Annotated in this window: 10 protein-coding genes and 1 pseudogene; 2 read left to right on the forward strand and 9 right to left on the reverse strand. The window is 64.1% G+C overall.

Features of this window, described 5'->3' with window-relative positions; all coding sequences use genetic code 11:
* Nucleotides 1-244: 244 nt before the first annotated feature.
* Complete coding sequence (gene tssA, locus AC06FE_RS19330) at nucleotides 245-1,309, forward strand: type VI secretion system protein TssA (RefSeq protein ID WP_478073961.1); 1,065 nt, start codon at nucleotides 245-247, stop codon at nucleotides 1,307-1,309.
* A 21-nt stretch (nucleotides 1,310-1,330) separates the two neighbouring features.
* On the opposite strand, the gene AC06FE_RS19335 is transcribed toward tssA, so the two are convergent.
* The 6 genes from AC06FE_RS19335 to AC06FE_RS19360 form a co-directional block, all read right to left on the reverse strand.
* Complete coding sequence (locus AC06FE_RS19335) at nucleotides 1,331-2,077, reverse strand: OmpA family protein (protein ID WP_207911834.1); 747 nt, start codon at nucleotides 2,075-2,077, stop codon at nucleotides 1,331-1,333.
* Nucleotides 2,078-2,118: 41 nt separating this feature from the next.
* A complete protein-coding gene (gene tagF / locus AC06FE_RS19340; RefSeq protein ID WP_478073962.1) occupies nucleotides 2,119-3,102 on the reverse strand; it encodes a type VI secretion system-associated protein TagF in 984 nt (327 codons plus the stop codon).
* On the reverse strand, nucleotides 3,099-6,803 hold the full coding sequence (gene tssM, locus AC06FE_RS19345) for a type VI secretion system membrane subunit TssM (RefSeq protein WP_478073963.1): 3,705 nt from the start codon (nucleotides 6,801-6,803) through the stop codon (nucleotides 3,099-3,101). The genes tagF and tssM overlap by 4 nt, the downstream gene beginning before the upstream one ends.
* A gap of 16 nt (nucleotides 6,804-6,819) precedes the next feature.
* Nucleotides 6,820-8,244 (reverse strand): hypothetical protein, encoded by a 1,425-nt coding sequence (locus tag AC06FE_RS19350; RefSeq protein ID WP_478073964.1) that lies wholly within the window; start codon nucleotides 8,242-8,244, stop codon nucleotides 6,820-6,822.
* Nucleotides 8,245-8,284: 40 nt separating this feature from the next.
* The gene (locus tag AC06FE_RS19355) at nucleotides 8,285-8,545 is read right to left on the reverse strand and encodes a PAAR domain-containing protein (protein ID WP_478073965.1); all 261 of its coding nucleotides are present in this window, start codon (nucleotides 8,543-8,545) and stop codon (nucleotides 8,285-8,287) included.
* A gap of 101 nt (nucleotides 8,546-8,646) precedes the next feature.
* Nucleotides 8,647-9,528, reverse strand: a complete 882-nt coding sequence (locus AC06FE_RS19360) for a M15 family metallopeptidase (RefSeq protein ID WP_478073966.1) — start codon at nucleotides 9,526-9,528, stop codon at nucleotides 8,647-8,649.
* Nucleotides 9,529-9,724: 196 nt separating this feature from the next.
* On the opposite strand from AC06FE_RS19360, the gene AC06FE_RS19365 reads away from it, so the two are divergent.
* Nucleotides 9,725-10,462: a hypothetical protein gene (locus tag AC06FE_RS19365; RefSeq protein ID WP_478073967.1), complete on the forward strand. Its 738-nt coding sequence runs from the start codon at nucleotides 9,725-9,727 to the stop codon at nucleotides 10,460-10,462.
* A 217-nt stretch (nucleotides 10,463-10,679) separates the two neighbouring features.
* Here AC06FE_RS19365 and AC06FE_RS19370 read toward each other — a convergent pair whose 3' ends face one another.
* The 3 genes and pseudogenes from AC06FE_RS19370 to AC06FE_RS19380 all read right to left on the reverse strand — a co-directional run.
* The gene (locus AC06FE_RS19370; protein ID WP_478073968.1) at nucleotides 10,680-11,699 is read right to left on the reverse strand and encodes a hypothetical protein; all 1,020 of its coding nucleotides are present in this window, start codon (nucleotides 11,697-11,699) and stop codon (nucleotides 10,680-10,682) included.
* A gap of 312 nt (nucleotides 11,700-12,011) precedes the next feature.
* Complete coding sequence (locus AC06FE_RS19375) at nucleotides 12,012-13,079, reverse strand: hypothetical protein (protein WP_478073969.1); 1,068 nt, start codon at nucleotides 13,077-13,079, stop codon at nucleotides 12,012-12,014.
* 86 nt (nucleotides 13,080-13,165) lie between these two features.
* Nucleotides 13,166-13,385: pseudogene (locus AC06FE_RS19380) on the reverse strand (hypothetical protein); the annotation flags it as partial.

Below are 13,385 nucleotides of genomic sequence, written 5' to 3' on the forward strand. Positions count from 1 at the left end.
TCGTGTCCATATGTCATGACAATCCCCGCTTCCAGCGGAACATTGTCGGAGTCCTGCCGCGAAACTTACCAGAACTCGCGACATACGGATGTACGAGCACTCTTCACGGAAATTTCAAATCACTGAACAGGCGAAAAGAAGTGACACCCACGCTTCGTGCAGAGCATCGCTATCCGGTGACACCCTAGCACTCAACCCGACAGCCCACGCTAGAATCGCCTGACAACCCATAGCGAGACTTGCCATGCTGGATCAGGATGCCCTGCTGGCCCCGATTTCGGACCACGCGCCGACGGGCGAAGACCTTTCCTTCTCGGCCGAATTTGACCGGATCATCGAGAAACGTCGCGCCGATGACCCCACATTGGACCAGGGGGCATGGCAAACAGACATCAAGTACGCGGATTGGCAGGGCGTGTTGCGCGACTGCACCGATCTGCTGCAGACACGTACCAAGGACCTGCGCCTGGCCGGCTGGCTGTGTGAAGCCAATACCCAGTTGAATGGCTTCGTAGGTCTTTCGGGCGGCTTCCGCACCATCGCGGGCCTGTGTGACCGCTATTGGGATGACGTGCACCCGCTGGCCTACGATGGCGACCAGGAAGAACGCATTGGCAACTTGAGTTGGCTTCTTGCCAACTCGCTGCAATGGCTTCGCATCGTTCCGATCGTGGCTGCACCGCAGGGCCGTTTCAGCATCGCCGACTACGAACATGCCCACGCCCGCGCCAACAGTGGCGAACCGGATGACGGCCGCCCCAGCCTCGACCTGCTCGAGGCCGCGCGCCGCGACACCAGCCATGACTTCTACCGCCAGCTGATCGAAACCCTGCCCGAATGCACGGCGGCGCTGTCCGACCTGCAGACCGCGGTGGACAACCGCCTCGGCATGGACGGCCCGAGTTTCAGCGCCGTACGGGAACAGCTCGACCATATCCAGCGCACCGCGCAGCGCTTCGCGCGTGATGCGGGCATGCTGCTCGACGGCGAGGTCCACGCCCCCGACGATGGCGACCACGATGTGTTCGCCCAAGCGGCTCCCACCGCCCAGGCCCCGGCCAGCCAGGCACCCCGCCCCGTCGGTGGCGCGCCCACGACGCGCAAGGAAGCCCTGCAGCAGCTGCGCCAGGTGGCCGAGTTCTTCCGCCGCACCGAGCCGCACAGTCCCGTGGCCTACCTAGCCGAGAAGGCGGCGCGCTGGGGCGAAATGCCGCTGCACGTATGGCTCAAGCGCGTGGTCAAGGACCAGTCCACGCTGGACCAGATGGAAGAGATGCTCGACGTCAACCAGGACACGGAGGGCTACTGAGCCCTCCGCGTCACCGAAGTCTTACTGGATCTTGAACTCGATGCGACGGTTGCGTGCGCGACCGTCGTTGCTGGTGTTGTCAGCCACCGGTTCGTCCGGCCCCTTGCCCAGCACGTCCATGTGGCTGGACGGAATGCCCTTGCCCATCATGTAGTTCTTCACCGCCAACGCACGCGCATGGCTCAGCGCCAGGTTGGATTCGCGCTGGCCGACGTTGTCGGTGTGGCCAATGATCAGGAAGCGGCTGTCCGGCATCTGCGCCATCTTGGCCACCATTTCATCCAGGATGCTCATGCCGAACGGCGTGAGCTTCGCGCTGCCGCTCTGGAACTCGATGATGCGGTTGGCCAGCGTCTGGTCGAGCACGCTCTGCTGTGAGCCCACCTTCAGGCCGTTGGTCACCGTGTACGAGGTATTGCTGGCCAGGCTGAGGTCGCTGACCACCTGCTGCCGCAGGGCTTCGTTGCCGACCTCGCCACTGATGCGCACGGCCTGCCCGTTCACTTCCAGCTTGCCGGGCGACACGCGCTTGAGGCCCGGGTTGATCATCCCGGCCACGTAATCGCCCCAGTTCGGCGGCGTGGCGATGCTTTCCACCTGGATGCGGTCGACCACTCGGTCGGCGCCATACACCGCGCGCAGGTTGGTGAGCAGCTTGGCCTTGGTGGCCTGGTCGGGCACGACGCCTTCGATGACGACCGGCCGCTCCCCGGTGGAGGTGGCGGGCGGCGCCGGGTTCTGCGCCAGCAAGGGCGCAGCCGCGAGCATCAGGAGCATCGCCACGCCGGTGTTTCTGAAAGAGGCCATCGTCAGGTTCCCAGGAAAGTCTCGCCGAACAGCTTGCGCGCGGTGGCCAAGGCCAGGTCATCGCGGTCCAGGAAGCTGCCCAACCGGTTGAGGTTGTAGTCGCTGCCGAGGTATTCCTCCACCCATTCGGCATGCTTGAGGTGGATCAGGAACCCGCTGTCGTCGCTGGGGTCGAGCACCGCGCGCAGCACCTGGCGGTCGGCGCCGTTGAAGCCCACCACCATCGTGGGCGTCGCATCGTTGCGCACCAGCACCGACAATTCGAAGTCACCGCGGCTGACGAAGCTGGAGATCATGTCCAGCCAGAACGCGGCGATGAGCGGGCGGTAGACCGCGTCGCGTGCCAGCGGCAGCACCAGCGCCTTGTCGATGTTCACGTCGCCACCGCTGAGCACCGGCTGCAGCAGCATGCCCATCGCCGGCAGCATGTGCTTCAGCGATACGTCGCCGTGGCCGGCCTCGCGCAGGCGCTGTTCCAGCTCCCCCACCGTGCAGCCTTCCAGGAAGTCCTGGAAGCTGCCGTTGTAGTCGCCCACCTCGGTGCTGATGCTGAAACGTGCCTCGCCCAGCCTGGACAGCGCCTCGGTGGCGTCATCGTCCTGGTAGGCCTGGCGCGCCAACCGCGCCAGCCCGGACCACGCGTTGGACATCGCCAAGGGGCTGCGCCCGATGAACGGCAACGGGTCGGTTGCATCCAGGCGAACCACCGACAACAACGGGAAACGACGTTCCGATGCATCGCGGCTGGCCAGCAGGTGACCGCACAGCACGGTCTTGCTGCGCGAGCCCAGGAAGGCGTAGTGGATATCCGGCGCCGCGTCATAGCGCTGCTTCCAGTCCGGGCTCTGGCTCAGCAGTTCCAGGCTCTCGCCCGCCCAGCGGTCGAGCCAGCCCAGCAACTGGTGGTTGTCCGTGGTGCGGACGAAGTCTCCCCGCGAGGGCACCTTCCCGAAATAGGAAACCCCGGCATTCACCGCGCGACTCATTGCCCACCTCCTTGTTGTGGCACCGCCGTCGTTGCCGCCGCCGGTTGTGCCGCCGGCCGCGCGGCGGGCATGCCGCCCGCCACCGTCTCCGGCAGCTGCAACCCACGCTGCCAATCGCCGCCATCGGTGCCGGCACCGGCGCGCCGCACGATGCGCATCTCCACCGTCACCGCCACGCCGTCGCTTTCCCAGGTGATGCGGCTGGAGTCATCCAGGCGCTCGTACTTGCCCTCGGACATCAGGCGCTTGAAGCCATTGGTGCCCGGTGCGTTGAACACTTCCACGGTGCGCCCGTCACCGGTCACCGCCGATATCTTCACGCCCGGGATCTGGCCCACGTTCGGGTACTGCATGGTGGTCCATTGCGGCGGCGTGTTGCGATAGCGCAGCGACTGCCCATCGATCTCGATGGTGTATTCGACCGCGCCGGCCGCCGGCGACGGCAGGATCTCGAAGATGGTGCTGTCCTGCGCGGCACCCGCCACCGAACCGCCCACCCAGTTGCCGTAGTTGGCCACCAGTTCGGCCGACAGGTTGATGCCCTGCCCGGCCCAGCGGCGCGCTTCCAGCAACGGGCCGCGCTGGATGACCAGCGTCCCCAGCGCCTCCTTGTTGAAGCTGGCGATGCTGCCGCTGGCGCCGAAGATGGTGGCCACGTCACTGGCCGCCGCATCCACGTCGGAATTGAGGTTGAACGGATACTGCTGGCCGATGCGCGCCTTGAACGGGTCGTACACCTGCGCCTTCCAGGTCTTGTTGACCTCCGCCTCGGTCGGCGCCACCAAGGCACCGAAGGTCTGCGTCAACGGACGCAACAGCAACGGACGCAGCGCCTCGCGCTGGCTGTCGTCCAACCCGGTCAACACCTGCTCGTCCACCAGTGCCAGCGCCGTGCTCAGGTCCGAGCCCTCGTTGCTCAGCGTGTCCTGCATCAACTTGCGCGCGCCAACGCCGATGTCGCCCTGGCTCTTGATTGCGTTCAGGCGGGCGCGCAGCTTGCCCAGCGCTTCGAAATAGGCCTTGATCACGGCCGGCTGGTCACCACGCTCGGTGGTCAGGCGGGCAATGCCCTCGAACGCCTTGCCGATCGGCCCGACCGGCTGCGCCGCGGCAGCGGCGGCCGGGTCCTTGCGCAGGATGGTGCGCTGGAACCACGCCACGAAGCCCTTGCGGGCCTTGCTGGACTGCGCCTGCGCGGCGGGGTTATCCCACACGGTCTCCTCGTTGATGCGCTCCAGCAGGACCCGCAACGGCGAGGTGCTGGCATCGCCCAGGCGGTTGATGCTGGCCGCAGCCTGGTCGAAGGTGGTGAACTCGGCGATGCTCAGCCCCTTCACGAACTTGCCCCACTCGCGGGCGTACTCCTGCTTGTACAGGCCCACCAGTTCACGCGAGACATGCTCAGGGCTGCCCGCCAGCGACAGGTCGCTCTGCTCGGTGGTGCCCAGCACCCAATCGGTGGTGCTCAGCTGCGTGTTGGCCGCTTCCTTGATGGCGTCCTGCACGTAGTCTTCCCATGCCTTGCGGGTGAAGGCACCGGAAATCGCGTAGTTGCCGTTGATCAGGCGCCCGTTGCGCTCCTCACCAATCAGGCTGTCCACCGTGACCGTGCCGAAGCGCGCGCCGGCACGCGCCTTGATCTGCGCGAACACGCGCTCCATCGCCGGTTGGCCCTTCATCACCTGGCCCAGCGCCTCGCGGCTGTCCGACACCAGCGTGACCCGGTTCTGGACCTGCGGCCAGCCCGGCTTGTCGGCCTGCGCCACGTAGAAGGTCATCAGCTTCTCGGCCGAACGCACCATCTCCTCGCGGCTCATCTGGCCGCGGTTCGCATCGAGCCAGTTGCGCCAGAACAGGGTGAGCTGCTGTGACAGGTGCGCGCCTTCCACATACTTGGGATTACCCAGCATCAGATAGGTCTTGAGCGCGTTGTACGCGTCATTGGTATTGGTCGGCGATGCATTCTGGTAGAGCACCTCGCCGTCGGCGACCGCCGGCCCGGCCTGTCCCAGCTTGTCGCGCTGCGCGACCACCTGGCCCAGGTAGTTCTCCAGGTTGGACACCGTCGGCGCCAGCATGACCTGCTGCATGCCGTGGTTGTATTCGCGCAGCAGCTTCTCGCGGATCGCATCGCCCTGGTACAGCCCCAGGCTGGTGGTGATGCCGCCTTCCTTGCGGTAACGGTCCAGCTGTTCCATGCGGTCCTGCAGCAGCAGCAACGCATCGATGCGCGACTTCAGGTCCAGCCGGTCCTTCTGCACCTGCACGGCCTGCTGCAGGTCCTTGGTGGCGTTCTCCACCAGCTGCGCGTTGGTGGTGTACGACCAGGTCCACATGCCCAGCGCCAAGGCCAGCACGCCGACCGCACCGAGGAACACGCCGTAGCGCAGGCGGTTCTGGTGCGGGCTGGAGTACTGCCGCACCAGTTCACGGTCGGCGAAGATCACCTTGCGGAACAGGTCCTTCAGGAAGAACGCCGTCTGCCCGGTGGGCGCGACGTCCTCGTTCGAGCCACGCTGCAGGCCGAACTGCCGGCCCACGCGTTCGGAGGCATGGTGGACCGAGCGGCCTTCCTGCAACGCGCTGCTGAAGTAGAAGCCGCGGAACACCGGCTTGAACTGGTAGGGGTTGTCCTCGAACAGCGTGGCGATGAAGGTGCGCAGCGCCGGCTTGATGCCCACGAACTCCAGCGGCAACGACAGCAGGCCCGGGGATACCTCGCGGCCGCGCTGCATGGCCATGTGGGTCAGGCCCATTTCCTTCATGCCATCGGCCAGCTCATCGAAGTGCGTGTCGAAGGCGGCCAAGGCGTCGGTCTGCTGGTGCGCATCGAACGGCAGCGTCGCCCCCCACACATGCTCGCGCTCACCCGGGTCAAGGTTGCGGAAGAACTCGCTGAAACCGGCGATCAGGTCGGCCTTGGTGAACAGCACGTACACCGGTGCGAACACTTCCAGCTGCTCGGTGATCTCCTGCACGCGCTGGCGCAGGTTCTTGGCCAGCTCCATCGCGAACTCGGGCTTCCCGCCGGACAGCTCGGCGATGCTGGCGGCGATGATCACGCCGTTGATCGGTGCGCGCGGGCGGTTCTTCTTCAGCAGGCCGAGGAACGTCAGCCATTCCATCCGGTCTTCCGAGCTCACCGAGTATCGGCCGGCGGTATCGAGCACGATGCCGTTGGTCGTGAAGTACCAGTCGCAGTTGCGCGTTCCGCCGATGCCCTGCACGACGTTGCTGCGGTTGTCCTCGAAGGGGAACTGCAGCCCCGAGTTGAGGATGGCCGAACTCTTGCCGGCGGCGGGGTTGCCGATGATCACGTACCACGGCAGCTCGTACAGCGCCGCACTGCCCTTCAGCACGCCCATGCGCGAGGACTTGATCTGCTTCACGGCATCCATCATCCGCTGCCGCAGCGCCTCGGTGTCACCGCGTTGCGCGGGCTGGGCGTTGGCAACCGCACGGTCGGCCTCGCCTTGCACCAGCGCCTCGACCTTCCGGGCCGCGCGCCGCGCCAATATCCGCTTGATGATCCACACGATCAACGCCAGCAACAGCAGCGCGCCCAGCACGATCGCCACCCAGATGCCGATCTCGCGCGCCTCGGCCTCGCCGTACCAGGCCAGTCCGCCTGCGCCGATCAGGCCCACCAACATCCATAGCCGGTAGTCGCGCAGGTAATAGCTGAAGTTGCTCAAACTCATGCGGGGGAATCCAGGTTCAAGTAGTCGACGGCAGATCAGCCGCCTGAGGTGTGCTGCCGGCACTGACCAGTGCCAGCACACGCTGTTGCGCTTCGGTGCCGGCCAGTAGCAGCACCGGCCCGGTGTTTCGTCGTGTCTGTTCCAATGCCAGCGCGAGCATCGCCACTGGCAGCACCGGCCCCAGCTCGCCCGCGCTGGCCGGCAGCGACAGGTTGCCCGCGCCGAATTCCAGGTCCGGGTTCAAGGCCGACGCCGCCAGCGCGGCATCCACCACGCCGTCACTGCCCTGCCGCGCATCGTGCAGGACGAACTGCACGCTGTGTTCGTCCTGCGGCAAGGACTGCTTCCATTGGCTCGCCGCAGTGGTCAGGTGGCGCCGACGTTCGGCCGGCCGCGCCACCTGCGTGGCATCGGCCTCCAGCGCAAGCGGCGGCCACAGGCAACCGTTGCCTTCGGTGGCCATGCCGGGACCTGCGAGCAGCACGCCGGCGGCGCCTTCGCCCGGCGTCCGGCCTTCCGGGTGACGGGCCGTGGCCAGCACGCCATTGGCCAGCCAGCCCTGGATGACGTCCGGGTCGATGCAGGAGTCACACGCCAGCAGCAGGTGCCATCGGTCAGGTGTTCGCGACAAGGCATCGGCAAGCCGATGCAGGTGGCGCCACGCCTGATTGTCATCCCCGACCATGGTGACGGCCACGTCGAACCGGCGTCCATCGACGCCGAACTCGAGCACCCGTTGCATCAGCCAATCGCGCACCCAATGCAGCAACGCATCGGACCAGCCATGCGCGACCAGCAACTCGATGGTGAGCACGTTGTCCACGCGACCTTCATCGTTGCGGCGCAGCCCGGCGACCACCACTTCCTCGCGGGCCTCGAGCACGGGCAATGCCATCGCCGCCTCGCCCAACAGCTCATCCAGAACCGGCGCAAGCAGGGCCAGCGCCCGGCGCTCGCGTGGGGTGGTATCGATGCCCTGCTCGCGCTCGCCGAGCACTTCCAACTCATCGAGCTGCGCGGCCTCGCTCACGCGCACCGGCAGGTTCTGGCCATCACGGAACCGTGCACTCAAGGCAGGACGCGGCGGTGCAGCTGCAGCCGCAAGCAATGCCGGCGCATCCAGGCCCACGCCCAGGTTGATCTGGCCGGCGGTCAACGCGGCGGCGGCAGCCGCCTTCACGCCATCCTCACGCGCAACCGGCGCCGCATCGTTGTCAGGGCTGCGGGTGGCCTTCTCCAAGGCCTTGTCGGCCCCTTGCCGAAGCAAGCCGGTCGCCATGAAGCCGGCACTGCTCACGCCCGCCGGCAACAGCCCCAGGTACAGCAGCATGTCCATGCCGCTCGGCGTGGCACCGGTGCTGCGCCAATACATGATCGCGCTGCCCCAGGTGGCAATGAATACCAGCAGCACCGAAGCAGCCTTGCCCGTCCATCCCGCCATCAGTCGCTATGCTCCATGCGCGCTCCTGTGATCGCCGGGTTCAACCCAGGCCAGTCGTGGTCTGCGAGGAAATCAATGTTGCCCCACAGGCGGTGCTGTCGCCTTCACGCGCCACCGCTTGACCGTCGATGATGACGGTGTCATCGCCACTGACGATGGTGGTTGCCCCATGAACCGCACAGACGGCGCGGTCGGTCACCCGCGACACCGGCTTTCCCGCGACGTCGGTGTGTTCCGCGCCAGAGACCACGCTGCCGCCATGGGACAGCTTGTCACCGACAACTATGAAAGGTCGTGCCATACATCACGCTCCCTGATCCTGTGTGAACCGGTCTTTCCATCGCCGCGTCGCAGCAACCCGACTCATCCTCGCGAAACGATACCAGCAGTCAGGTGTTCTTATCACCCTTGCTGAGACAACTCCGCACGTTTGATGGCCCTTGCTGCCTTGCATCTGTCAGACATCTCGACGTGAACGTAGTCCTTGATGCTCCGCCAGTTGCCGCCCCAATCAAGCCCTGCCTGTTCAGCCAGCTCGCCGTATAGATAATACCCACGGCGTGTCCATTCATCGTTCATGTCCCACTGCAGCTTGCCATCGCGGATGGGCGCGCTGTCCACGCCAAGCCCGTATTGATGGCAACTCTGCCAGGCACCGGCACGCGTGGCCTTGCCACCGGCCATCAGCTCGGCCTGGCGCTCGGGACTGCGGTATCCCTCGATCAACACCATCTCGTAGCCGTACTGGCGCCGCATGACCTCGTAGATGGCCAACACGCGCTGCTGCAGATCGGCGTCGATCTGCTCCCACTTGCGGTCCGCGGTCACGATCTCGGGGCGTAGACGACGGACTTCCTGCGTCGTGAAGACCTCGGGCGGCGGCGGCGGTGGCGGTGTCAGGCGCTCTCCCCGCAGCAGCTGCGCCACCATCGAGCCGGACTCGGACAGGTCGTCGCCGCGGAAATCCGCAAGCACGACGGTCTGCCGCGACAACAGGATGACCAGCGGCGGCACCGCCAACAACGCAAGCGCAGTTGTCAGGACGACCCAATGCCGCATCAACCAACCCCGCAGACCATGTCGCTCTTCACGAAATGAAATACGTGATTTGGCGATGGGCGTCTCATCCTTTGTCTGACGAACCGCACCCACGCTGTGAGACTTGATCTGCTTTGCTCGGAAGCGCTCGCGCAATCGCGCAACTGCATCCGGAAACAGCAGTGCCCAACACACCAAGGCCGCCAACAAAAAAGCCGCAATCGCTACACCGGCAACTACTGACACTGATCCTCCATGGAAACCGACAGGTTGACGCGCCGAAAAGCATGCCCTAAGAATGCACCATTCGCTTCGGCGGAAGCCGACTCAAACCAAGGGCTGGATGCACTTGAATAATGGCGGAATCAACCGGCCAAGTCTTCTCTCAGGGGGAGAGCAGACCAAGGCCCAAGCCCCGAATTCGGGACGGATCCTGGCTGACATGGAAGGCCGGCAGGCTGCCGCGTCGCCGCGTGCGCCCAGTGTTGCCAGCAGCAATGGCCATCGCAAGTGGTGGTGGATTGTCTCCGCCACGGTGCTGGTCATCGTGGCGCTGTTGGCGTGGGCGCTGATGCGCGGCGGTGCCGGCATGGACCAGGACGAGTACTCGCTGACACCCGAGAGCAGCGCCCCGACCGGCCATCCCATCGCACCTGTTGCTGCGCCCAACGATGGCGCGGCCATGATCGTCGATGCCCCTGACACCGATGGCACCGCGCAGGGCAACCCGCTCGATGCGCTCGCCGACCCCGGCAACACTGCGGCACCGGCGGCAGCCGGCGCCACGCCCTCCCCCGCAACCGCCAGCCGGACTGCATCTGCGCCTGCGCGCAGGGCGCAACCAGCGACGCGTGCCGGCACCAAGGGCAAGGAAAACGACAACCTGCTCGGCACGTTGCTCGGCATCATCAAGGAAGATGAAAAGCCCAAGCCGGCAGCGCAGCAACCGCGCACCATGGACGACCTGATCGCCAAGATCGAAGCCGACCAGCAACAGCGTGCCGAAGACGAGCGCACCGCCTTCGACCAGGTCGCCAGCAAGAAGTCGGCCTCGACCGAGTCCGGCATCCAGGCACAGCTGCGCCGCTGTCCGGGCGCCAATACCCTGCAAGGCCTGGAATGTCGCCGCCGCGTCTGTGCCAACGTCACCGGGAAGGATCCGGCCTGCCCCGCGATGTAAAGGCGTGAGCTGCAGCAGGTCACGCGCGAAGCGCAAAGCCCAAGCTTTCATCGCAATGCGTTCGCTGGCACGCTCGGCCTACCCTGCTGAACGCGACCCGGCGAAGCACGTCAATGCGGGTGCGGATAACGTTCCCGTTGGGCATCCGTGATCGTCGGGATGGCAATCGTGATGATCACCACCACACGGAGGGTTGTCTGGGCACGCCTGGGCACAGTCAGCGGTTCAGCTCCGAGAACCACGGCGGGATGCCAGGCACGGCAAACATCATGAACACGATCACCGTGCAAATGGCGCCGAGCACGAACCAACGTCGGTTCAGATAGCCAAGCTTGCCCGCGTACGCGAGACGCTCCGCCTCGGTCAGCGGCCGCGTCCGGAACGAGCTCGCGGGCGCGGCGATCGACATCTCGGCACGGATCTCCGGCGGCCACTCCGGCCTGGGGGCGATGCGCCATATCCAGAGCCCGGCGCGCTCGAACCAGTACATCAGGGCACCTACCACACACACATACGTCATCGGAAACGCGCCCGGTTTGACGCGATGATGCGCATCCACCAAGCCGCCGAACAACCGCCGATCCAGCAGCACATAGTCCGCCCGCGCATCATCCGCAGGCGGTAGTGGATCCGCAGGCGGCAACGTTTCCGGGTCGCCGTCCATGTAATGACGAATAAATTCCCAGATCATCCCGGGCGCGCGATCATCACGATACGGTTGTGCCAGGGGAACGTACGAACGGATACGACGATCGGACGCCTCAATATCGACCACGGCAAGCACATAGCCGGTGGCGGCGCCGGCCAGGCTGTAGCTCCTGGAAACCATGGAGATCGGCTGCGCCGCATCGTAGTCGATGCTGACCCAGCCGTTCTTCCGGTCAATCCAGCAGAAGAACTTTCTTAGCCGTCTGCTCAGCACCACGGGAGGCGCTGCAGTGCGTCTCAAAGAGAACATCGACCAAGCGATGAAAGCACCGGCAATCGCAAGCAGGACTGCGTAGCCTATAGCAAGATTTGGCCAGAAATCCTCCCTGGAAATGACGCCTCCAAGCACAACGTCGGCAAGAAACATGCTGATGCCAACACCTCCAATCACCAACCCAAGAACAAATGCAAACCCCCTGCTTGAGGCTTCACCAGCCGGTGAAAACGCCATGTAAGAGTTATTGATCGAGTGTATGGCGTTAAGAGAGGCCGGCACGGCGGAATCGGCTCCATCGTGCGCTTTCAACAACCACCCCCACCCTCCGCTCTTATCCGGAAGATGACTCATCCCAAACAACATGCTGCGGCTACTCCCACGCATCGGTGTCATTGTTTCCATCCAGTGAGCTATCCATGCGCATGTTCCTCATTGCATTTGATTGAAGAACGGCCGCGTCTGCGTCGACCAGGCCTACAGTCCCATCTATTGAAATTTACCTAACAGGAATCAAGCCCGCACATTGCGTAAAAATTCAAGAATCAACCGAAATCCAAATCCAGTTAACTCGTTCTATCAGCCTGAATTCCACTTCAATCATCCCAAAGCTCCAAATCGAATCAATCAATTCGGTGATGCAAACCATGGTGGGATGCCCAGAACAGCAAACATCATGAACACGATCACCGTGCAAATGGCGCCGAGCACGAACCAACGTCGGTTCAGATAGCCAAGCTTGCCCGCATACGCAAGACGCTCCGCCTCGGTGAGAGGCCGCGTCCGGAACGAGCTCGCGGGCGCGGGCATCGACATCTCGGCACGGATCTCCGGCGGCCACTCCGGCCTGGGGGCGATGCGCCATATCCAGAGCCCGGCGCGCTCGAACCAGTACATCAGGGCACCTGCCACACACACATACGTCATCGGAAACGCGCCCGGCTTGACGCGGTGATGCGCATCCACCAACCCGTCGAACAACCGCCGATCCAGCAGCACATGGTCCGCCCGGGCATCATCCGCAGGCGGTAGCGGGTCCGCAGGCGGCAATGTTTCCGGGTCGCCGTCCATGTAATGACGAATAAATTCCCAGATCATCCCGGGCGCACGATCATCACGATACGGTTGTGCCAGGGGAACGTACGAACGGATACGACGATCGGACGCCTCAATATCGACCACGGCAAGCACATAGCCGGTGGCGGCGCCGGCCAGGCTGTAGCTCCTGGAGACCATGGAGATCGGCTGCGCCGCATCGTAGTCGATGCTGACCCAGCCGTTCTTCCGGTCAACCCAACAGAAGAACTTTCTTAGCCGCCTGCTCAGCACCACGGGAGGCGCAGAGAGACGTGTTGCAGAGGAAATCGACCAAGCAAAGAACGCACCCGCAAACAGCAGGATGACTCCATAGACACCCACGAGGTAAGGCCAAAAATCCGCCCTTGAGAGTATTCCTCCAATCACTACCCGCGACAGAACCATGCTCACGCCGGCACATCCGATCACCAAGCCCAGGATGAACGTAAATCCCCGGCCTGAAGTTTCCACGGCAGGTGAGAACGTCATGAAAGAATCATTGATCGACTGGATGGCATTCAGAGAGGCGGGTTCGGCGCTCCCTTCATCGCGCCCGACGCCCAGTAGCTGTCCCCACCCACCACTCCTGTCCGGAAGATGGCGCATCCCAAACAACATGCTACGGCTACTCCCACGCATCGGTGTCATTGTTTCCGTTCGGTGAACCGTCCACGCGCACTTGCTTCCTTGCATCCGATATCAAACTATACCCGTGATATCGGATCCATTGGATTGGACAGCCCGTGCTTCGTCTCATTGTCTCCGTTGGGCGACGTCGCCGCATCCATATTACCCAGAGATGCAACTGAATGCCCCTTTGGAAACGCCCCAAGAAGCTTTTCTCCATGCTTCCCGTACTCTTTCATATAGCCATTTCCAACGCCATCAATCATTTGATCTCTATTTATCGGATCAAACCCCTGG

It is taken from the genome of Stenotrophomonas sp. Steno-C18 (assembly GCF_056393195.1).

Coding starts and splice junctions, on each gene's coding strand:
- tssA (WP_478073961.1), top strand. CDS start 245: ATGCTGGATCAGGATGCCCTGCTGGCCCCGATTTCGGACCACGCGCCG.
- AC06FE_RS19335 (WP_207911834.1), bottom strand. CDS start 2,077: ATGCTCGCGGCTGCGCCCTTGCTGGCGCAGAACCCGGCGCCGCCCGCC.
- tagF (WP_478073962.1), bottom strand. CDS start 3,102: ATGAGTCGCGCGGTGAATGCCGGGGTTTCCTATTTCGGGAAGGTGCCC.
- tssM (WP_478073963.1), bottom strand. CDS start 6,803: ATGAGTTTGAGCAACTTCAGCTATTACCTGCGCGACTACCGGCTATGG.
- AC06FE_RS19350 (WP_478073964.1), bottom strand. CDS start 8,244: ATGGCGGGATGGACGGGCAAGGCTGCTTCGGTGCTGCTGGTATTCATT.
- AC06FE_RS19355 (WP_478073965.1), bottom strand. CDS start 8,545: ATGGCACGACCTTTCATAGTTGTCGGTGACAAGCTGTCCCATGGCGGC.
- AC06FE_RS19365 (WP_478073967.1), top strand. CDS start 9,725: ATGGAAGGCCGGCAGGCTGCCGCGTCGCCGCGTGCGCCCAGTGTTGCC.
- AC06FE_RS19375 (WP_478073969.1), bottom strand. CDS start 13,079: ATGTTGTTTGGGATGCGCCATCTTCCGGACAGGAGTGGTGGGTGGGGA.